This window comes from uncultured Sulfitobacter sp., assembly GCF_964021855.1.
GTDB lineage: Bacteria > Pseudomonadota > Alphaproteobacteria > Rhodobacterales > Rhodobacteraceae > Sulfitobacter.
In genome coordinates, this window is the sequence record NZ_CAXHZD010000001.1 from 1139919 (window position 1) to 1159070 (window position 19152).

A 19152-nucleotide genomic window follows, 5' to 3' on the forward strand; every position below is an offset into this window, starting at 1 on the left:
GCCTTTTGCCGGGGCAGGCGGCTTAGATACGGCAAAACGCTTCACCGAGTGGCGAAAAATGAGGCGATCACATTTGTGTGTGCCAAAATAATGGGCGGCTTGGTCGGGCTGGGGCGAACAGCACCGCATTCTGACTGGCAACTTAGCAGATTACAGACCCATCTTATCGTCATGCCGAAACGGCTGCATCGACGCACAGAGGGCTATCCTGGCAGATACTTCCCCCCGTGCGACGACCACAACAATATTGCTGCGGCCCCTAGATATATTGTTCAGGGCTCTTGCGAAAGTGTGTTTTCCGCACCCAAGCGCGTAGCAAATAACAGGGGATATGATATGAAATACTCAACGAAACTAGCTGCTTGCGCAATGACGGCCCTGCTGGGCACCACGTCAATGGGCCTCGCCTGTACCGCACCGATCAAGATCGGCGTTTTGCATTCGCTGTCCGGTACAATGGCAATTTCCGAGACGACATTGAAAGACACCATGCTGATGCTGGTGGATGCGCAAAACAAAAAAGGTGGTGTTCTGGGCTGTGATCTCGAAGCGGTCGTTGTCGATCCGGCATCCGACTGGCCGCTGTTTGCTGAAAAAGGCCGCGAGCTTTTGACCGTGAACGAAGTTGATGTGATTTTTGGATCATGGACCTCCGTGTCGCGTAAATCTGTGTTGCCCGTGCTGGAAGAATTGAACGGTCTGATGTTCTACCCCGTGCAATACGAGGGCGAAGAATCCTCCAAGAACGTCTTCTACACCGGTGCCGCACCTAACCAGCAGGCGATCCCGGCGGTTGATTATTACCTCGAAGAGCTTGGCGTCGAGAAATTCGCGTTGCTGGGCACTGACTATGTGTACCCGCGCACGACCAACAACATCCTGAAGTCCTACCTCATGTCCAAGGGCATCGCCGAGGAAGATATCTTTGTGAACTACACGCCATTTGGTCACTCTGACTGGGCGACGATTGTGGGCGATGTCGTCGCACTTGGCGAAGATGGCAAACAGGTCGGTGTCGTCTCGACCATCAACGGCGACGCGAACATCGGTTTCTACAAAGAACTGGCCGCTGCGGATGTATCTGCGGATGACATTCCTGTCGTCGCATTCTCGGTCGGCGAGGAAGAACTGTCCGGTCTGGATACCACGAACCTTGTCGGTCACCTGGCCGCGTGGAACTATTTCATGTCCGCAGACACACCTGCCAACGCTGAGTTCATCAAAACATGGCAGGACTTTATCGGCAGCACAGACCGTGTGACCAATGACCCGATGGAAGCGCATTACATCGGTTTTAACATGTGGGTGAATGCGGTCGAACAGGCCGGCACCACGGATGTAGATGCGGTACGTACCGCGATGTACGGTCAAACCTTCCCGAACCTGACCGGTGGCATCGCTGAAATGTTGCCAAACCACCACCTGACCAAACCGGTCCTGATCGGTGAAATCACAGCAGACGGACAGTTTGACATCATCAGCCAAACCGAACCGGTTCCCGGCGACGCATGGACAGATTTCCTGCCCGAAAGCGCTGTTCTGACTTCTGATTGGAAAGAGCTGGGCTGCGGGATGTACAACACTGAAACGAAGACCTGCGTTCAGCTGACATCCAACTACTAAAAGCCAATGACGGGCGCGGGGGTTAACCTGCGCCCGTCTGTCTTATTGCTTAAAGGTATCCCATGCTGCGCCAATTTTTGACGATCATTGTTTGGCTCGGGTTTGCGGGAATGTCCCTTGCTCAAGACCTGCAGCCCGTTCTGCAAACCCATGCTGATGAAATTGCCAAGCCCTCGCGCGGCAGCGTGTCGGCAGTCTTGGACGATATCGTCGCGTCGGGTGCCCCGCATGTTGGGGATTTCCTTGAACATTGGCAGGACAAAACGGTCTGGCAGCGCGACGCCGATGGCATGTTCTTTTTTGCCATTGAAGACGGCGGTGATCTGACCCTGCGCGATATTGATACGGGTGCCGAAACCATCGCGCCCAAAGCGGGCTTTTTACAGATAAAACCAAACGGCGGGGTGCGCCGCTTGATCGGTACCGCCTTGGTGCAGTTCCAATTGACCGACCCGGATCTGTCGCGCCGCCAATCGGCAATTGAATCAATCGCCCGCAGGCCGAATGCCAGCCAGCTTGAACCGTTGTTGAAATCGATTGATCCCGAAACCGATGCGACGCTGAAAGCGCGCAAAATCCAGTTGGCTAATTTTCTATCCGCCAGTTTCGCGCCTGATACTGCCGATAAGATTGCAGCCATCAATTCATTGTCCAGCGACACCTCGATCGAGGCACGGGCGGTGTTGAACCAGCTTTTGTCGGTCAAGCAGGCGGTGTCGGCCGACGCCCCAACAGGTAATGTTGCCCGGGTTCTCAAAGTTGGTAGCGACCTCAGCCAAGACGATGCCTATGACCAGCTGGTTGCTGCAAAACTGGTACCGCCCAGAGTTTCACCAGCGGCCATTCGCGATGCATTGGCGGCCAATATTGAGGGCGGTCGTGTCGGCGGCATTCCCACTGCGCAGCTTGACACCCAACCCATGCGCGAGGCCGCCTATGCAGTGCTGGCCGGCCAAGGGATCGTGCTGCAACTGGTAACGCTGGACGAGCAAATCAGCGCGGTCGCTGACCATTCCTTTTACGAAGTGTATGAGGAAAATGACCCCGCGATCACGGATGCCGCTCGTGCCGCGCTGGATAGCATCGAAACCCGCGTTGGTGCCGCGCAGGCCGTTGACCTGACGCTGGATGCGCTGTCGCTGGCATCCATCTATTTTCTGGCGGCGATTGGCCTTGCCATCACCTTTGGCGTGATGGGCGTGATCAACATGGCCCATGGCGAATTCATCATGATGGGGGCCTATACCGGCTATGTCGTGCAGCAATTCGTGCCGGATTATACCCTGTCGATCATTGTCGCGCTGCCGCTTGCCTTTGCCGTGACATTCGCTGCAGGCGTGGCGATGGAACGCTTGGTGATCCGCCATCTATACCACCGCCCGCTTGAAACGCTGCTGGCGACGTTCGGTATCTCGGTCGCGCTGCAACAACTGGCCAAGAATATCTTTGGCACCCAAGCCCGCCCGCTTACCTCTCCGGGGTGGCTGGACGGCGCATGGGTCGTGTCGGACGTGATCCAGATCAGCTATATCCGCATCGCTATCTTCGTGATGGCCTTAATGTTTCTGGCATTGATCCTGTTCGTTCTCAAACGCACCCGTCTGGGGCTTGAGGTCCGTGCCGTAACGCAAAACCCCGGCATGGCCGCCAGCATGGGCATTAACCCCGACCGCATCAACATGATGACCTTTGGCCTTGGGTCCGGCATTGCGGGCATTGCCGGTGTGGCGATTGGTCTCTACGCTAAAGTGACATCCGAAATGGGGGCCGATTACATCGTGCAATCCTTCATGACCGTGGTCGTCGGCGGGGTTGGCAATGTCTGGGGCACGCTTGCGGGCGCGTCGCTGATCGGTTTCCTTCAAAAGGGGATCGAATGGTTCAACCCTTCCAACACGCTGGCAGCGCAAACCTATATGGTGCTGTTCATCATCCTGTTCATTCAATTCCGGCCCAAGGGTATCGTCGCCCAAAAAGGCCGGGCGGCGGCGGATTGATCCATGCATAAAACATTCATCTCACAAAACCCGTCTGTTCTTTGGTTCATCGCCCTGCTGGGGCTGTTCACCCTTGCCGTTACCGTCGGATCCGAGGCTTTTGGCACCGGGCTGATCTCGACCTCGATGGTCAAGACTTTGGGCAAGACGTTGTGCCTGTGCCTGATCGCCATCGCGATGGATGTGGTCTGGGGCTATTGCGGTATCCTGTCGCTGGGCCATTTCGCGTTCTTTGGCATCGGCGGCTATGCCATCGGCATGTGGCTGATGTATGCCCGTACCGAGGGCATCGTTTTGGCCAGTCTTGCTGATCAGGCGATCCCGTCGACGGCCCAAGAGATTTCGGATGCCATCGGTAACCAGATATTCGGCGTGGTGGGCAGCTCTGACTTTCCGTGGCTCTGGGCTGTTGCTGACAATCTGTTCTTGCAGCTGTTGATGGTTGTCCTTGTGCCCGGCCTGCTGGCGCTGGTGTTCGGCTGGCTGGCATTCCGCAGCCGCGTGACGGGCGTTTACCTTTCCATCCTGACCCAAGCGATGACCCTCGCGCTGTCCCTATGGCTGTTCCAAAACGACAGCGGTCTGCGCGGCAATAACGGCCTGTCCGGCTTGCAGAACATACCGGGGTTCGAGGGATCATCCCAAGCCGATATCAGCCTTGCGTTCTTCCTTGGCTCGGCATTGGCCTTGGCGCTTGGCTATCTTTTGTTTGCGTGGGTTGTCTCGGGCAAGATGGGCAGCGTCGTCCAAGGCATCCGCGACAACGAGGCGCGCGTGCGTTTCTTGGGCTACCGTGTAGAGGGCTACAAGCTGTTCATCTTTACGCTGACGGCTGTGATATCAGGCATCGCGGGGGCGCTGTATTATCCGCAGGCGGGCATCATCAACCCGGCCGAGCTTGCCCCCATCGCATCTATCTATCTGGCGGTCTGGGTCGCCATTGGCGGGCGCGGGCGGCTTTACGGTGCGGTCATTGGCGCGGCGTTCGTTTCGCTGCTGTCCAGCTGGTTCACCGGCGGCGGGGCACCTGCCATTGATCTGGGGTTCTATACGATCCTGTGGACCGATTGGTGGCTGGTGTTGCTGGGCGTGTCATTTGTCTGCGTCACGCTGTTCTTTCCCAAGGGCATCGGGGGCCTGTTCGACTATCTGGTAAGGAAACCGTCATGAACAACACCTTGCTAGAAGTGTCCGGGGTGTCGGTTTCCTTTGACGGGTTCAAGGCGATCAACAGCCTATCGATCCAGATTGCCGAGCCGGAATTGCGCGCCATCATCGGGCCGAATGGTGCGGGTAAAACCACCTTTATGGACATCATCACCGGCAAGACCAAACCGGACGAAGGGGTGGTGATCTGGGGCGAACGCAACATTTCGCTGTTAGGGGTGTCTGAAGCTGACATCGCCAACGCAGGTATCGGCCGAAAATTTCAAAAACCCACAGTTTTCGAAGCGCAAACCGTGCGGCAGAACCTTGCCATGGCGCTGAAAAATCCGCGCGGGCCCTTGGCGGTGTTGCTGCACCGCAAAACCCCAGCGAACGGCGCGCGGATCGAAGCGATTGCCGAAGAAATCGGCCTGTCCGACAGCTTGACGCGCATCGCGGGGGAGCTGAGCCACGGGCAAAAACAATGGTTGGAAATCGGCATGTTGCTGGCGCAGGAACCGCGGTTGTTGCTGGTGGATGAACCCGCCGCTGGCATGACGGTCGAGGAACGCGAGAAAACCACCGACATTCTGAAACGCGCCGCACAAACCCGCGCGGTTGTTGTGGTTGAACATGACATGGAATTCGTACGCCGCCTGAACTGCAAGGTAACGGTGCTGCACGAGGGGTCGGTGCTGGCCGAAGGCAGTCTTGACCACGTCACATCCAACCCGACTGTGATCGAAGTTTATTTGGGACGTGGGCATGCTTGAAGTCAAAAATCTTGACCTGCACTATGGCCAAAGCCGCATCCTCTACGAGGTGTCATTCACTGCACCGCAGGGCCAGATCACCACGATGGTGGGCAACAATGGTGTGGGTAAAACCAGCACCCTCAAGGCGATTGCAGGGCGGCATGCCGCGTCCGGCGGGACGATCAAAATCGACGGTAAACCCGTGCGCCTGAACACGGCGTTTCAGGCGGCCCAAGCGGGCATCGCCTATGTGCCGCAGGGGCGCGAAGTGTTCCCGATGATGACCGTGCACGAAAACCTTGAGACCGGATTTGCGTGTTTGCCGAAATCCGAACATTTCATTCCAGATGAGGTGTTTGATCTGTTCCCCGTCCTGCGCGAGATGCAATCGCGCCGTGGCGGTGATTTATCTGGCGGTCAGCAGCAACAACTGGCCATTGCACGCGCGCTGATCACAAAGCCCCGTGTACTTTTGCTGGATGAACCGACCGAAGGCATCCAGCCCAACGTGATTGAACAAATCGGCGACGCCTTGCGGTTGCTACGCAGCAAGGGCGAAATGGCGATCCTGCTGGTCGAACAAAACGCGGATTTCGCCTATGCGCTGGGCGATAGTTTTATTGTAGTCGAGGGCGGGCGGAACAGCCCGCGCAAGCTCAAGGCCGATTACACAAAGGCTGATTTGATCGCTGACCTCGCGCTGTGAGATACGCTGGCTAATCATCGTCAGCCCCGGCCCCTTTGGCCGATACCGCCGAGGACGGCACCGTCATTTTCAACGCCAATTCGTCTAGCCGGAGCAGTTGGTCGCGTGAGATGACCGCGCATTGTGATGCTGTTTGAATAGGTGGTTGGTGATCGGGAAGCGCGGGGAATACGGACACCTCAGCCACCCATATCGTCGATTTTTTGGCGACGTGGATTTGGACAGTATCGCCAGACACCCGCAACCACGGTGAACCGTCCAATGTGATCTCCAACGCGGAGCCAAGCAGCTTAGAGACTCTCGCCGCGAATGGCACCAGCATCAACGGTCCGCTCACCTGGCCCAAACAAACGCCGTCCGACCCCGGCCCCTCTGGCAGTGTTGCAAAATCCGACAGCGCCACGCCGACGTGCAACGCGCAAACGGGGGCATCGGCATCCCATCGGCCCACGCCGGCGGTAACCTGTCGTCCACTGGGTGTTTCGAGTTGATACAGAACGGTGTCTGCCCAATCGAAATCACGCGCAGCCAGCCATGTCGCGGCATGGGCGCAGTCTTCGGCCATGCCCCAGCTTAACCCCGCACCGCGTGCTGCGCGCAGGCACAAGGCGCTGATCTCGGGCATCGTCAGCTGCGTTTGATCCGCCTTGATCAAAGGTCAGGTTCCGCATGCAGATCATCGGGGTAGGGGGCGTTTTGAAACAGGCTGATACGCACCCAACGGTCCGATCTGGGGTCAAAGCGCGACGCGCCAAAACAGGCCAGTTTGCAGCGCAGCATATCGATCGGCAGCATGTTTGCGTCAATCAGGTTATCGCGAATTTCGGCAAAGGGCCGCGTGGCTGTTAACTGCACCCGGCGCACCATTGACCGGTGTTCCGGATGTGCCAACAGAAGCCCGGCGATAGGGGCCGTATCTGGGAAGCCGTCTAGCGTTTTATGCAGTGCCGCCGCTTGCCGCCCGATGTCTAGGGGCAGCTCACGGTCGCTGTCCGGTTCATCGAACCGCTCACCCAAGCGCGGTTCAAGCTTGTCCTCGGACACATACCAAAACCGGCTAGAGGCCTTGCGATCAGCATAATCGACCCCAAGCGCCCAATCGTAGTTTTTTGCCAACAACGTTTTGAACGCGCCAATCTGCTGGCTTCCGTTAATTGTAGCTGCTTCTGTTTCATCCGCGCTGAGCTCCCCCTCCAGCCCGTCGATCAGATCGCCGTGCGGTTCCAGCATGAGCGAGAGCAGCGCCTCTTGCGGCTCTGTTTCAAGATGCGTCTGGCCCCACAGCCACAGTGTGTCCCACGGGTGCTCTGCCCGTCGATCCCAGCCAGCCTCGACGTACGCTGCGATCTGGTCAAGCCCCGTGCGCAGCGCCGTCAGGCGGTCTTGTTGAAGCGGGTGCGCGCTGGTCCAGACGGCTGCGTTCTCTTGGGCGGCCTTAAGCGTCTGAACAAAGCGCTCAACCGTGTCGGATACCGCCGCCTGTCGGGCCCTTACACGGGCAAGGGCCTCTTCGCGCGCCATCATCCAGTTGTTCAACAATATCGGGTGGCGCACCAGAAACGGTGCCATGCCCAGACCCGTTGAATTCCCGACCCCAAGGGTACGCCGCAGGTTATCGGCAAGCGCAACAGCCGCCGCGCCGCCGCGATGGCGCGCCATGTGATTGACCAGATCAACGGTAAAGGCACGGATCAGCCAGACGGTCAGCATTTCTGCTTGGAACGGTGCGGCAGTTTCGGCTCGGGTCCTCAGGCTGTGATGGGTTGCTGCGCCGAATTTTCCTGATCCGTAAACGGCCGTGGTGCGCATTAGATACCCAGTTGCCGCCAAATCATCGGCATTGGGTTGGCGGCCTTCGGACAGGCATTGGATCACATGCTCGAACAGCCGCACCGACCGGTTTGCCCGGCTTAGGGTCAGCTCTTTTTGCGTCACGCGCCCGGCTTCTTGCAGCGGCACATTTGCCGTCAGCCGGTCTAGATCTGTCGCATCGGGCGTTCCGTCATGCAAGGCAAAGGTCGCGTCCCATGCCGTTGCAATCACCCGGTCCGACCGCATGCCGGCAGGCAGATCATGGGCAAAGGCCACCAGACTATAGGTGCGTTCCGGCCCCAAGGCACGGTAAACGGCGCGGCCCACACCATTCGCGTCGATATCAAACACAGGCCGATCAAAGCGCCAGTTTTCGCGCTGCATCCGGCGCAGCAGGATACGCAGAAACGACAGCCGCGTCGGATGGGCAAGACCAAGGCGCGCCAATTGCATGACCTGCGCCGGATCGCGGCGGAACAGCGCCGCCGTCCGGGCAGGGGACAGCGGCGCGCGGGTCATACGGCCTTGCCAAAACTATCGCGGAAAAACCTTGCCCAGTTGCCGCCCATCAGCGCGGCGGTGTCATCCTTGGAAAAACCGATATTGCGCAGGCCAGCGGTCAGGTTGGCCATATCCGCATTGCCACTGAACCAGTCCGGCATGGGCGGAAACCCCGGCGCATCCGCGCTGCCCTCGCCATAGTCGATACGTTTGGTCCAGCGCCCCGTGCGCATCCATTCAACGATGCTGTCGGGTTGATCCTGACATAGATCCGACCCGATCCCCAAATTCTCGACGCCATAGCGATCTGCGGCGCGCGCGATCATCTCGCAAAATTCGACCAGGGTGCAGGCACCACCATTTTTCAGGTGATGGGGGTAGATCGAAAAACCCAACATCCCCCCTGTCCTCGCCAAGGCCCGCAAGACGGTGTCGGACTTGTTGCGCAACGCCGCGTGCCACTGGGCAGGGTTGGCATGGGTGATGGCGATGGGGCGGGTGGAATGGTCAATCGCCTCGAGCGTTGATCGTTCGCCAGAATGGCTCATGTCGACGACCAGCCCGACGCGGTTCATTTCCGCAACGACCTCGCGGCCCATGCGGGTCAGGCCGGTATCGTCATCCTCGTAACAGCCCGTCGCCAGCAGGGATTGGTTGTTATACGTCAACTGCATAAAGCGCAGGCCCAGACGGTGCAGCACCTCGACAAGGCCAATGTCGTCTTCGATGCAGGACGGGTTTTGCGACCCAAAGAATATCGCGGTGCGTCCCGTTTCACGCGCCAAAATGATGTCGTCGGCGGTGAACCCCTGAAAAATCAGGTCGGGGTGGCGTTCAAAATGCCGGTTCCACGCCTCGATGTTCAGCACCGTTTCGCGGAAGTTTTCGTGATAGGTGATTGTGGCATGCACGGCATCAACACCGCCCGCGCGCATCTCGCGGAATATCTTTTCCGACCAGTTCGCATATTGCAGCCCGTCGATCACCGGGCTCATGTGGCGGGGGTTCCTGCGGCTTTGATCCGCGCAAGCAGCGCGTCATCTACGGTGACCCCGTCGGCCTCAATCCGCGTTCGGTTATCGGCGCGGCGTTGGCCGGGCAGACGGGCACCGTCCTGATCCGTGATCGACGTGGCAAGGCGCAGCATTGCGTCGTGAAACCCGTCGCCGCCATAACCTGCCGGATCAATTGCGATAAAGAACTGGCCAGTGCCGGGCGGCCCGCCCTTGGTACCGGAAAACGGGCTGGCCTCGGTGCTTAGGTTTGCCCCCGACAGGGCGGCGGCCAGAATCTCGACCAACAGACCGACGCCGAACCCCTTGTATCCGCCCGAGGGTACCATAGACCCCGCCAACGCGGCGTCGGCATCCAGTGTCTCGTTGCCATCTGCATCCAGCGCCCAACCGGGTTCAATCGCTTTGCCCTCGCGGCTGCGCAGCAGGATCTCGGATTTGGCGATGGCGCTGGCCGATTGGTCAATCACCAACATTGCACCGCCAGCGCCATCGGGCACTGCGATGGAAAACGGATTGGTCCCCACAACGGGTTTGCTGCCGCCGGGTGGTGCGATCGACGCGGGCGCATGGGTGAAGCAAAGCCCGACCAACCCGTCTTGGGCAAGGCGTTCCGCATGGTGGCCAAGGACGCCGCAATTATAGGAATTATGAATGCTCATCGCCGCGATGCCGTTTGTGGTCGCCGCGTTCGTAAAACTGTCCCAGCCCGCATCAATCGCAGCATGGGCAAACCCGTGATCCGCATCCACCCGAACGGCACCGGGGCGCGGTGTGGTTACGCTGGGGACGGCAGTTGTTGATACCTTGCCGCAGCGCAGATGCTCCGCGTAGATCGGTAGATATAGCAACCCGTGGCTGCGTATGCCGTCACGCTCGGCAAGGCGGGTGGACCGCGCGACCGAACCAGCAGCGGCATCCGTTGCCCCCGCTGCGATCAGCGTGTCACGGGCCAAATCTTCTACGGCGTCGAGCGTCAGTTTATGGGGCATGGTCTCTCCTCGTTGGGAGGATAATGACGGCATATCGGTATGGATCAATAAAATTATGTGCGGGGCCTGCGCGTGCCGCCCGCACGGGGCACAAAATTCACCGCCGACCGCAGGTTAATACATCCCTGAAATCCGCGCCCTCGCGCAGATTCGCTTTGCCACACTAATGAAATGCGGCCCACCTAACGATGGCTAATACGGCCCTAAATCACCTGAGATACCCATAAACTCAAAGGTATAAGAGGATACATAGCCGATGTTGGGGAAATGGTGCTGAAGGGGAGGATTGAACTCCCGACCTCGTCATTACCAATGACGCGCTCTACCACTGAGCTACTCCAGCACGAATGGCGGCTGATTAGACGCATTCGCAATATGGTGCAAGGGCTATCTGGACCCTGACTGCCCGCTGCGCTAGACAATCGACATGTCACAAGGTACCGCCCCTCAAAAGCCCAAGACCGCCAAAGCCATCCGCGAAGATCGGCTCAAGGCGGCGCTGAAGGCAAATATGGGCCGGCGCAAGGCGCAAGCCCGCGCGCGCAAGGCAGAGACCAAGACAGACAACGGCCAATCAGGCCAAGACACGGAAGGCTGAACGATGGATTCGATTGTGGTCAAAGGCGGCGGTGCGCTGTCGGGACAAATTCCAATCGCAGGGGCCAAAAACGCTTGCCTCACCCTGATGCCCGCCTGCCTTTTGTCAGAAGAACCCCTGACGCTGACCAATGCGCCCCGCCTGTCCGACATTCGCACCATGACCGAATTGTTGCGCTCGCTTGGGGCCGAAGTGACGTCGATGCAGGATGGCCGCGTGCTGGCGATGTCGTGCCACGGCGAAATCAACACCCGCGCTGAATATGACATCGTGCGTAAGATGCGCGCGTCCAACCTTGTGCTTGGTCCGCTACTGGCACGCGAAGGCCATGCAGAGGTGTCGTTGCCGGGTGGCTGCGCCATTGGCGCGCGGCCAATGGACATCCACACCGACAGCTTGGTGCTTATGGGCGCGCAGATCGATCTGCGTGACGGCTATCTGCATGCCAAGGCCGAAGGTGGTAAACTCAAAGGTGCCGTGATCGATTTCCCGTTTGCCTCGGTGGGGGCGACGGAAAACATCATGATGGCCGCGACATTGGCCAAGGGCACCACGGTTATCAACAACGCCGCCCGCGAACCCGAGATCGTCGATCTTGCAGATTGCCTGCGTGCCATGGGCGCACAAATCGAAGGTGACGGCACCAGCCGCATTGAAATTCAGGGCGTTGATCGCTTGCACGCCGCCACACACCGCGTCGTGACCGACCGGATCGAACTGGGCACCTATATGCTGGCCCCCGCCATTTGTGGCGGCGAGGTCGAATTGCTGGGCGGTCGCATCAACCTCCTGCAGGCGTTCTGCGAAAAACTTGATGCCGCAGGTATCGACGTGACAGAAACCGACAAGGGCCTCAAAGTCGCCCGACGCAATGGTATGATCCAAGCGGTGGATGTGACGACCGAGCCTTTCCCCGGCTTTCCAACCGATCTGCAGGCGCAGATGATGGCGCTTCTCTGTACAGCCGAAGGCACCTCGGTTCTGGAAGAAAAGATTTTCGAGAACCGCTTTATGCACGCGCCCGAATTGATCCGCATGGGGGCCGATATCGAGGTGCACGGCGGCACGGCGACTGTGAACGGCGTGAAGAAACTGAAAGGTGCGCCCGTCATGGCGACGGATCTGCGCGCCTCTGTCTCGCTGATCCTTGCGGCGATGGCGGCGGAGGGCGAAACCAAAGTCAGCCGCGTCTATCACTTGGATCGCGGATACGAGCATGTGGTGGCCAAACTGCGCGGCGTGGGCGCAAACATTGAACGGATCAAAGAATAATGACCCAGGACGCACGTTTCGAAGACGGCCGCGAGGCCCCGTTGAACCTTGGTGCTTTGGACGCCGATGACCTCAAGGTGATCTCGTCCTTGACCCAAGACGCGGTTTTTCCCGCTTCCGAGATGCGCTGGCATCAAAAAGGCGCACGGTTTGCGCTGCTTTTGAACCGTGTCCGTTGGGAAGACGAAGGCAAAACACGCCATGCACCTGAACGTGTTCAATCGGTCTTGATGTTCAACAATGTTCAGCGCGTCTCGACCCAAGGTGTCACCAAAGGCGACAGCGATATGATCCTGTCGCTGCTCGATATCGAATTCAATGAAACCGATGCGCCGTCAGGCGATGTGCTTTTGACCCTTGCCGGTGATGGCGCGATCCGCCTCAGCGTCGAAGCGCTTGAGGTCACCCTAAAAGACGTGACCAAGCCCTATGTTGCGCCCTCACGTAAGTTGCCGGAACATCCGGTCTGATCCGCTTCTCTGGCTCTTAAATATCCAAATTCAACATCACCTTGCATCGCCCCGCCCATAATCGGGCACATGGCTGAAAGGGATCTTAAATGCCCCAGTTTCTAGATTATTCACAGCCCGATTTCGAAGCGGCGTTTACTGCCCTGCTGTCCGCCAAGCGCGAAGAAAGCACGGATGTCGACGACACCGTTGCCGACATCATCGCGCAGGTGCGCGAAACCGGTGATGCCGCCGTGATCGCGTTGACCCAGAAATTCGACCGTATCGCACTGACACCTGAAACCTTGCGCATCACCGCTGCCGAAGTCGACGCCGCCGTGGCCGAAGTCTCGGCCGAGGACCGCGCCGCGTTGGAACTGGCCGCCACCCGCATCCGTGATTACCACGCCCGCCAATTGCCTGAAGATGCGGAATGGACAGATGATGTCGGCGCGACATTGGGCTGGCGCTGGACGGCTGTTTCCGCTGCTGGTCTTTATGTGCCGGGCGGGCTTGCCAGCTATCCGTCGTCCGTGTTGATGAATGCGATTCCGGCCAAAGTCGCTGGGGTGGAACGTCTGGCCATGGTCGTGCCGACACCTGATGGCGTGCTTAATCCGCTGGTGTTGCTGGCCGCCCGTATCGCTGGTGTCGATGAAATCTACCGCATCGGCGGCGCGCAGGCTGTTGCCGCCTTGGCCTACGGCACCGATACGATCCCGCCGGTTGATAAAATCACCGGTCCGGGCAACGCATTTGTCGCCGCCGCCAAGCGCCGCGTGTTCGGCAAGGTCGGCATCGATATGATCGCAGGCCCGTCCGAAATTCTTGTGATTTCGGACGCGGATAATGACCCCGACTGGATCGCGCTTGATCTGCTGTCGCAGGCGGAACATGACGAAAGCGCGCAATCCATTCTTATCACGACGGACGCGGTCTTTGGTCAGGCAGTTGCCGCCGCTGTCGAAAAACGCCTTGAGACGCTGGAGCGGCGCAAGATCGCTGGGGCAAGCTGGCGCGATAACGGCGCAATCATCACCGTCCCCGATGTTGCGGTCGCTGCAGCCCTTAGCAACCGGATCGCGCCTGAGCATCTTGAGCTGTGCGTCGCAGATGTTGACGCCCTTAGCGCGCAGATTACCCACGCAGGGGCCATCTTCCTTGGCCAATGGACGCCGGAAGCCATCGGTGACTATATCGGTGGTCCGAACCACGTGCTGCCCACGGCACGCTCCGCGCGGTTTTCCTCGGGCCTGTCGGTGCTTGATTTCATGAAGCGCACGACCCTTGCCCGCATGTCTCCCCAAGCGTTGCGTGCAATCGGGCCCTCAGCCGCGCGGCTTGCCCGGTCCGAGAGCCTTGAGGCACATGGATTGTCGGTCACAGCCCGATTGGGCAAGCTGAACGAGTGACGCGGCGACCAAGATTGAACAACCCGATTGCGCGGCCTATGGTCGTGCGACTCTAAGGATGAATTGAGAAGCCCATGTCTCGGATCACGCATATCGTGCTTGACGATGCAAACCTGCCGGCGCCCACGCCTGAAATCGAACAGGAACGCAAAGTCGCGTTATTTGACCTGCTCGAAGACAACGTGTTCACGCTGCCAGCCCGCGATGACCGGCCCGTACCACAGGGCCCGTATCATCTGGGGCTGTCGATCCGCGACAAACGTCTGGTGTTTGATGTGAACACAGAAAGCGATGAAAAGGCAGCGGAATTCCATTTGTCGTTGGGGCCGTTCCGTCAGGTCGTCAAAGATTACTTCCAGATTTGCGAATCCTACTTTGAGGCCGTTAAAAAATCGGCCCCTGCGCAGATCGAGACGATTGATATGGCCCGCCGCGGTATCCACAATGAAGGGTCGCGGGTGCTGCAAGAGCGTCTTGAAGGCAAGGCCGAGATTGACACAGACACGGCGCGGCGTCTTTTCACCCTGATCTGCGTCTTGCATTACGGCGGATAAATGGACGAAAACCTGCCCCAATCGGTGCTGTTTTGCTGCGATCACAACGCAGTGCGGTCCCCCATGGCCGAAGGGTTGATGAAAAAGTTTTACGGCACGGGCACCTATGTCCAGTCCGTTGGCGTCATGAATGATCTTGAGATTGACGGATTTTCCATCGCGGTCTGCCAAGAGCTGGATGTTGAACTGTCGCGCCACCGGTCGCGCAGTTTTGACGAGATGGAAAATTGGGGCGACGACCTCAGCTCGTTCGATCTGATCATCGCCCTAAGCCCGGCCAGCCAGCGCCGCGCGCTGGAACTGACAAGGTTTTATCACCTGACCGTCGAATACTGGCCCATCCTTGACCCCACGGGGCTGGGTGAAACCCGCGACGCCAAGATGGTGCAATACCGCGCTGCCCGCGATCAGATCAAAGACCGGCTGATCGAGCGTTTCGGCGAACCAACACGCCCGCAAATTTGATCACTGCCGTCTAGGTATCAGGCCGCGCTGCACAAGGTTTGCGCGGTGTTGGCATAGGCTTTCCATGTGCTCCAGAACGCGTTGTCACTGGAACGGTCGGATTGGCGGGCTTCTTGCAGGGTGTGGGGGTCTTTGAACACCTCAACACCGCGCCGTTGCTCTGACGCGGAAAGCGAACGATCTGCGACGGCTTGGATGCAGCCACAACGTGACCGGCTTGCCTGCTTGCGCCCTGCCGCCATGCACGCCGAATGGATCGGTCCTGTTGCGAACAGAACGGGCGCGCTGCGGTATCCGCCACTGGGGTTATAGCCGCGCCCGTTGCCACAAGCGGCCAATGCTGACAGCGCGCAAATCATCGTAAAAATTCGTAACATTTATTGCCTCGTCTTCGGCGCGCCGGGTTGATCCCGTTTGCTGCACCTTCTGCCCGGGCAACTATGCCGCATAATCTGCGGTTGGGCAATTCACGATAATGCAAATTGACGTGCCTTTGCCCAAAGTTATCGGGCAAAGGCGTTGGTATGGCAGTCGTTTAGAACTTCCAGCGGGCACCGACGAATGTCACGTCCATGTCTTGGTAAGACGCCGACGCACTGTCGAATTCATAGGTGCGGTAGGTTGCGTAAACTTCGGTGTTGTACTGGTCAAGACGCTGAACAACCGCAACACCCATAGACGAGGTGTTGGACCCTGCGACGGTAAAGTCGTTGCCGTCGTAGTAATCGATCGACAGCGATGTCGAACCGATGGCCCAGTAATCGCGTGTCAGACCCGCTTTGATATAGGCGTAATCTGCGTCACCGGCGACTTGACGACCTGCCGAAACGGCAAGGTTCAAACCAGTTGGGGCGTGCAGAACAGCGGCAGAACCCATGGCCAGATCGTTGGTGCTGTCGCGGAAGGAGTAGCCCAGACGCGTGTCGATTTTGTAATCGCCGTAGTCAGTCGCATAGCGTGTGCCAACATCATAGTAATCGTTGTCGTCACCAGATTTCAGGACTTCTTGACCAGCCGAAACCGACGCCGAGAAACCGCTATAGACGGGCGTGTCATAACGAACACGCAGGCGACGGCCGCCATCGAAAGAGCTGTTTGTGCCACCGATATTCACCGTCGAAAGTGTACCATCCGCAAAGCGCAAGGATTGGCCGCCTGCGATGTCGCTGATGCCGACATAGGCGGCAACACCGGTGCCCGAGAAATCAGCCTCGGCGGAGCCGTCAGTCGACGTGCTGCCCTGACCCAAGGAGAACGTCCCCATGGTCGGTGTCTTGTATGTCAGGTCGAATTTGCGCAGCTCGGTCCGGTGGTATTCTGCGTCAAAGTCGTTGTCCGACCCGTTCAGGCTGGACGATCCGGTCAGACCCAAGCCGGTCTCAAAGGTCAGCTTAAGCTCGGATCCGTTTTGCATGGCCTGCGTCATGGACAGGCCGATGCGGCTGTTGGAGTTGTCATTGTCAGTGAAGGCGGAATTACTGTCGACACCGTCATCAACGCTGACGACGCCCAAGTTCAATTGTCCGTAAAAGTCCCAAACTGGCCCGGCAGACTGGGCCTGTGCCAATGCGGGTACAAACGCTAGGCCAAGGGCAGCGGCCGCTACAGGTGCAAGCTGTTGTTTGATCTTCATCTCTGAGTTCCTTTTTCACCCGGCCCACGCCGTCGCAGGCCATTAGAGACCTCAAACCTATGAAGGCTCAGTAGCGCTTAAAACCGTAAGGTAGGCGAGCTAAATCCGAGTGTTGCAGGAAGGCTCTACTCAAGCAAAAGTGAGAACGCACGACGGCCATATTTTCAAAGCATTTTCCGCCGATATGCAGATTTTGCATAGGAGTTTCCCGTTCCGAACTCTTGTATTCAGACGGGGGCAACCAAGGATCTAGCCCGGCAAAAGGTCGATGCTCCTTGTGCTATGGTGCAATCATCAATGCCGACAGGTAATCCGACCCATTGACCAGCGCTTAAAACCGCACCATATCCCTATCCATGACAGCTCTTTCACACATCCGCAATTTCTCCATCGTCGCGCATATCGACCATGGTAAATCCACGCTCGCTGATCGTCTTATCCAAGAGACGAACACAGTCGCCTTGCGCGATATGAAAGAGCAAATGCTAGACAGCATGGACATCGAACGCGAACGCGGCATCACGATCAAAGCGCAGACCGTGCGGATCGATTACACCGCGCTCAATGGCGAGAATTACGTTCTCAACCTGATCGACACCCCCGGCCACGTGGATTTCGCCTATGAGGTGTCACGGTCCATGCGCGCGGTTGAGGGATCGCTGTTGGTTGTCGACAGCACCCAAGGCGTTGAAGCGCAGACATTGGCCAACGTGTATCACGCGCTGGACGCGGATCACGAGATCGTGCCAGTTCTGAACAAGATCGACCTGCCCGCCACCGATTGCGACCGCGTCGCCGAACAGATCGAAGACGTGATCGGCATTGATGCGTCCGAGGCAATCCGCGTATCGGCCAAAACCGGCGAGGGGATCATCGAAACCCTTGAAGCCGTGGTACACCGTTTGCCTGCGCCCAAGGGCACGTTGGATGCGCCGCTTAAGGCGATGCTGGTGGACAGCTGGTACGACAGCTATCTGGGCGTGATCGTTCTGGTCCGCATTATGGACGGCCAGTTGAAAAAGGGCGACCGTATCCGCATGATGCAAAACGGGTCCGTGCATCACGTTGACCGCATCGGCGTGTTCCGCCCCGCGATGACCGAAATTGACGTGCTGGGGCCGGGCGACATCGGCTTTCTCACCGCGTCGATCAAACAGGTCCGCGACACACGGGTTGGCGATACCATCACGCACGAGAAAAAGGGCTGCGACAAGGCATTGCCGGGCTTTAAGCCTGCACAGCCCGTGGTCTTTTGTGGCCTGTTCCCCGTGGACGCCGCCGAATTTGAAGACCTGCGCGACAGCATCGAAAAGCTGGCCCTGAATGACGCGTCTTTCAGCTTCGAAATGGAAACATCAGCCGCACTTGGCTTTGGCTTTCGTTGTGGGTTCCTGGGCCTGCTGCACCTCGAGGTGATCCGCGACCGGATCGAGCGCGAGTATGACATTGATCTGATCACCACGGCCCCGTCGGTGATCTATGACATCCACATGAAAGACGGCACCGTTACGCAGTTGCACAACCCTGCGGACATGGTCGATCTGACCTTCGTGGACCACATTGAGGAACCGCGGATCAAGGCGACAATCCTTGTGCCCGATGATTATCTGGGCGACGTTTTGAAACTGTGCCAAGACCGTCGTGGTATCCAGATGGACCTGACCTATGCGGGCAGCCGCGCGATGGTGGTCTATGACCTGCCGCTGAACGAAGTGGTGTTCGACTTTTACGACCGCCTGAAATCGGTGACAAAGGGCTATGCGTCCTTTGACTATCAGATGATCGGCTACCGTCAGGACAATCTGGTGAAAATGTCGATCCTTGTGAACGACGAACCTGTTGATGCGCTGTCCACAATGGTCCACCGCGACCGCGCCGAAATGCGCGGCCGTGCGATGGTTGAAAAGCTAAAAGACCTGATCCCGCGCCACATGTTCAAAATCCCGATCCAAGCGGCGATTGGCGGCAAGGTGATTGCGCGCGAGACGTTGAGCGCGATGCGCAAGGATGTGACTGCGAAATGTTACGGTGGGGATGCGTCTCGGAAACGGAAGCTGCTGGACAAACAGAAGGCCGGTAAAAAGAAGATGCGCCAGTTCGGTAAGGTGGATATCCCGCAGGAGGCGTTTATTAGCGCCTTGAAGATGGACGGGTAATAGCCGACCGTCAGGTATGCGTAGGGTGGGTGCAACCCACGCGTTGCGCACGGTTGAAATGTGTTCAC

The 19152-nt window shown here is 58.3% G+C and carries 18 protein-coding genes and 1 tRNA gene; 12 read left to right on the forward strand and 7 right to left on the reverse strand.

What is annotated here, in order from left to right; genetic code table 11:
• Positions 1 to 336: 336 nt before the first annotated feature.
• The 5 genes from urtA to urtE all read left to right on the forward strand — a co-directional run bounded on the left by urtA (position 337) and on the right by urtE (position 6227).
• Positions 337 to 1623 (forward strand): urea ABC transporter substrate-binding protein, encoded by a 1287-nt coding sequence (urtA, locus tag AADJ11_RS05535; RefSeq protein WP_341233528.1) that lies wholly within the window; start codon positions 337 to 339, stop codon positions 1621 to 1623.
• 62 nt (positions 1624 to 1685) lie between these two features.
• Complete coding sequence (gene urtB / locus AADJ11_RS05540; RefSeq protein WP_341233529.1) at positions 1686 to 3620, forward strand: urea ABC transporter permease subunit UrtB; 1935 nt, start codon at positions 1686 to 1688, stop codon at positions 3618 to 3620.
• A gap of 3 nt (positions 3621 to 3623) precedes the next feature.
• A complete protein-coding gene (gene urtC, locus AADJ11_RS05545; protein WP_341233530.1) occupies positions 3624 to 4790 on the forward strand; it encodes an urea ABC transporter permease subunit UrtC in 1167 nt (388 codons plus the stop codon).
• Entirely contained in the window at positions 4787 to 5539 is a 753-nt protein-coding gene (gene urtD, locus AADJ11_RS05550) for an urea ABC transporter ATP-binding protein UrtD (protein ID WP_341233531.1), read from the forward strand. Before urtC ends, urtD begins: the two co-directional genes overlap by 4 nt.
• Complete coding sequence (gene urtE, locus AADJ11_RS05555) at positions 5532 to 6227, forward strand: urea ABC transporter ATP-binding subunit UrtE (protein ID WP_341233532.1); 696 nt, start codon at positions 5532 to 5534, stop codon at positions 6225 to 6227. Before urtD ends, urtE begins: the two co-directional genes overlap by 8 nt.
• 10 nt (positions 6228 to 6237) lie before the next feature.
• Here urtE and AADJ11_RS05560 read toward each other — a convergent pair whose 3' ends face one another.
• The 5 genes from AADJ11_RS05560 to AADJ11_RS05580 form a co-directional block, all read right to left on the reverse strand.
• Positions 6238 to 6852 (reverse strand): DUF3726 domain-containing protein, encoded by a 615-nt coding sequence (locus AADJ11_RS05560; protein ID WP_341233533.1) that lies wholly within the window; start codon positions 6850 to 6852, stop codon positions 6238 to 6240.
• Positions 6853 to 6878: 26 nt separating this feature from the next.
• A complete protein-coding gene (locus AADJ11_RS05565) occupies positions 6879 to 8558 on the reverse strand; it encodes a hypothetical protein (RefSeq protein WP_341233534.1) in 1680 nt (559 codons plus the stop codon).
• Complete coding sequence (locus tag AADJ11_RS05570) at positions 8555 to 9535, reverse strand: membrane dipeptidase (RefSeq protein WP_341233535.1); 981 nt, start codon at positions 9533 to 9535, stop codon at positions 8555 to 8557. The genes AADJ11_RS05565 and AADJ11_RS05570 overlap by 4 nt, the downstream gene beginning before the upstream one ends.
• Positions 9532 to 10545 carry an Ldh family oxidoreductase gene (locus AADJ11_RS05575; RefSeq protein ID WP_341233536.1) on the reverse strand — a complete coding sequence of 338 codons (1014 nt, stop codon included), beginning with the start codon at positions 10543 to 10545 and terminating at the stop codon, positions 9532 to 9534. Before AADJ11_RS05575 ends, AADJ11_RS05570 begins: the two co-directional genes overlap by 4 nt.
• 268 nt (positions 10546 to 10813) lie before the next feature.
• Positions 10814 to 10888: transfer RNA gene (locus AADJ11_RS05580), tRNA-Thr, on the reverse strand.
• A gap of 84 nt (positions 10889 to 10972) precedes the next feature.
• Here AADJ11_RS05580 and AADJ11_RS05585 point away from each other — a divergent pair.
• The 6 genes from AADJ11_RS05585 to AADJ11_RS05610 all read left to right on the forward strand — a co-directional run bounded on the left by AADJ11_RS05585 (position 10973) and on the right by AADJ11_RS05610 (position 15295).
• Positions 10973 to 11143, forward strand: coding sequence for a hypothetical protein (locus AADJ11_RS05585; RefSeq protein ID WP_341233537.1), 171 nt, complete (start codon positions 10973 to 10975; stop codon positions 11141 to 11143).
• A 3-nt stretch (positions 11144 to 11146) separates the two neighbouring features.
• On the forward strand, positions 11147 to 12415 hold the full coding sequence (murA, locus tag AADJ11_RS05590) for a UDP-N-acetylglucosamine 1-carboxyvinyltransferase (RefSeq protein ID WP_341233538.1): 1269 nt from the start codon (positions 11147 to 11149) through the stop codon (positions 12413 to 12415).
• Complete coding sequence (locus AADJ11_RS05595; protein WP_341233539.1) at positions 12415 to 12885, forward strand: DUF2948 family protein; 471 nt, start codon at positions 12415 to 12417, stop codon at positions 12883 to 12885. The genes murA and AADJ11_RS05595 overlap by 1 nt, the downstream gene beginning before the upstream one ends.
• Positions 12886 to 12974: 89 nt before the next feature.
• Positions 12975 to 14276 (forward strand): histidinol dehydrogenase, encoded by a 1302-nt coding sequence (hisD, locus tag AADJ11_RS05600; RefSeq protein WP_341233540.1) that lies wholly within the window; start codon positions 12975 to 12977, stop codon positions 14274 to 14276.
• Positions 14277 to 14350: 74 nt separating this feature from the next.
• A complete protein-coding gene (locus tag AADJ11_RS05605; RefSeq protein ID WP_341233541.1) occupies positions 14351 to 14830 on the forward strand; it encodes a UPF0262 family protein in 480 nt (159 codons plus the stop codon).
• On the forward strand, positions 14831 to 15295 hold the full coding sequence (locus AADJ11_RS05610; RefSeq protein ID WP_341233542.1) for a low molecular weight phosphatase family protein: 465 nt from the start codon (positions 14831 to 14833) through the stop codon (positions 15293 to 15295). It begins immediately after the preceding gene.
• A 17-nt stretch (positions 15296 to 15312) separates the two neighbouring features.
• Here AADJ11_RS05610 and AADJ11_RS05615 read toward each other — a convergent pair whose 3' ends face one another.
• The gene (locus tag AADJ11_RS05615) at positions 15313 to 15672 is read right to left on the reverse strand and encodes a hypothetical protein (RefSeq protein ID WP_341233543.1); all 360 of its coding nucleotides are present in this window, start codon (positions 15670 to 15672) and stop codon (positions 15313 to 15315) included.
• A 158-nt stretch (positions 15673 to 15830) separates the two neighbouring features.
• Entirely contained in the window at positions 15831 to 16928 is a 1098-nt protein-coding gene (locus AADJ11_RS05620) for a porin (RefSeq protein ID WP_341233544.1), read from the reverse strand.
• 356 nt (positions 16929 to 17284) lie between these two features.
• Between AADJ11_RS05620 and lepA the strand changes: the two genes are divergently transcribed.
• Complete coding sequence (lepA, locus tag AADJ11_RS05625; RefSeq protein ID WP_341233545.1) at positions 17285 to 19084, forward strand: translation elongation factor 4; 1800 nt, start codon at positions 17285 to 17287, stop codon at positions 19082 to 19084.
• Positions 19085 to 19152: the final 68 nt, after the last annotated feature.

Bases quoted from the DNA above. Each gene is read 5' to 3' on its own strand.
- AADJ11_RS05565 (WP_341233534.1), bottom strand. From the start codon at position 8,558: ATGACCCGCGCGCCGCTGTCCCCTGCCCGGACGGCGGCGCTGTTCCGC.
- AADJ11_RS05585 (WP_341233537.1), top strand. From the start codon at position 10,973: ATGTCACAAGGTACCGCCCCTCAAAAGCCCAAGACCGCCAAAGCCATC.
- urtB (WP_341233529.1), top strand. From the start codon at position 1,686: ATGCTGCGCCAATTTTTGACGATCATTGTTTGGCTCGGGTTTGCGGGA.
- hisD (WP_341233540.1), top strand. From the start codon at position 12,975: ATGCCCCAGTTTCTAGATTATTCACAGCCCGATTTCGAAGCGGCGTTT.
- AADJ11_RS05595 (WP_341233539.1), top strand. From the start codon at position 12,415: ATGACCCAGGACGCACGTTTCGAAGACGGCCGCGAGGCCCCGTTGAAC.
- AADJ11_RS05570 (WP_341233535.1), bottom strand. From the start codon at position 9,535: ATGAGCCCGGTGATCGACGGGCTGCAATATGCGAACTGGTCGGAAAAG.
- urtD (WP_341233531.1), top strand. From the start codon at position 4,787: ATGAACAACACCTTGCTAGAAGTGTCCGGGGTGTCGGTTTCCTTTGAC.
- urtE (WP_341233532.1), top strand. From the start codon at position 5,532: ATGCTTGAAGTCAAAAATCTTGACCTGCACTATGGCCAAAGCCGCATC.
- AADJ11_RS05560 (WP_341233533.1), bottom strand. From the start codon at position 6,852: ATGCCCGAGATCAGCGCCTTGTGCCTGCGCGCAGCACGCGGTGCGGGG.
- murA (WP_341233538.1), top strand. From the start codon at position 11,147: ATGGATTCGATTGTGGTCAAAGGCGGCGGTGCGCTGTCGGGACAAATT.
- AADJ11_RS05605 (WP_341233541.1), top strand. From the start codon at position 14,351: ATGTCTCGGATCACGCATATCGTGCTTGACGATGCAAACCTGCCGGCG.
- urtC (WP_341233530.1), top strand. From the start codon at position 3,624: ATGCATAAAACATTCATCTCACAAAACCCGTCTGTTCTTTGGTTCATC.
- urtA (WP_341233528.1), top strand. From the start codon at position 337: ATGAAATACTCAACGAAACTAGCTGCTTGCGCAATGACGGCCCTGCTG.
- AADJ11_RS05615 (WP_341233543.1), bottom strand. From the start codon at position 15,672: ATGTTACGAATTTTTACGATGATTTGCGCGCTGTCAGCATTGGCCGCT.
- AADJ11_RS05610 (WP_341233542.1), top strand. From the start codon at position 14,831: ATGGACGAAAACCTGCCCCAATCGGTGCTGTTTTGCTGCGATCACAAC.
- AADJ11_RS05620 (WP_341233544.1), bottom strand. From the start codon at position 16,928: ATGAAGATCAAACAACAGCTTGCACCTGTAGCGGCCGCTGCCCTTGGC.
- AADJ11_RS05575 (WP_341233536.1), bottom strand. From the start codon at position 10,545: ATGCCCCATAAACTGACGCTCGACGCCGTAGAAGATTTGGCCCGTGAC.
- lepA (WP_341233545.1), top strand. From the start codon at position 17,285: ATGACAGCTCTTTCACACATCCGCAATTTCTCCATCGTCGCGCATATC.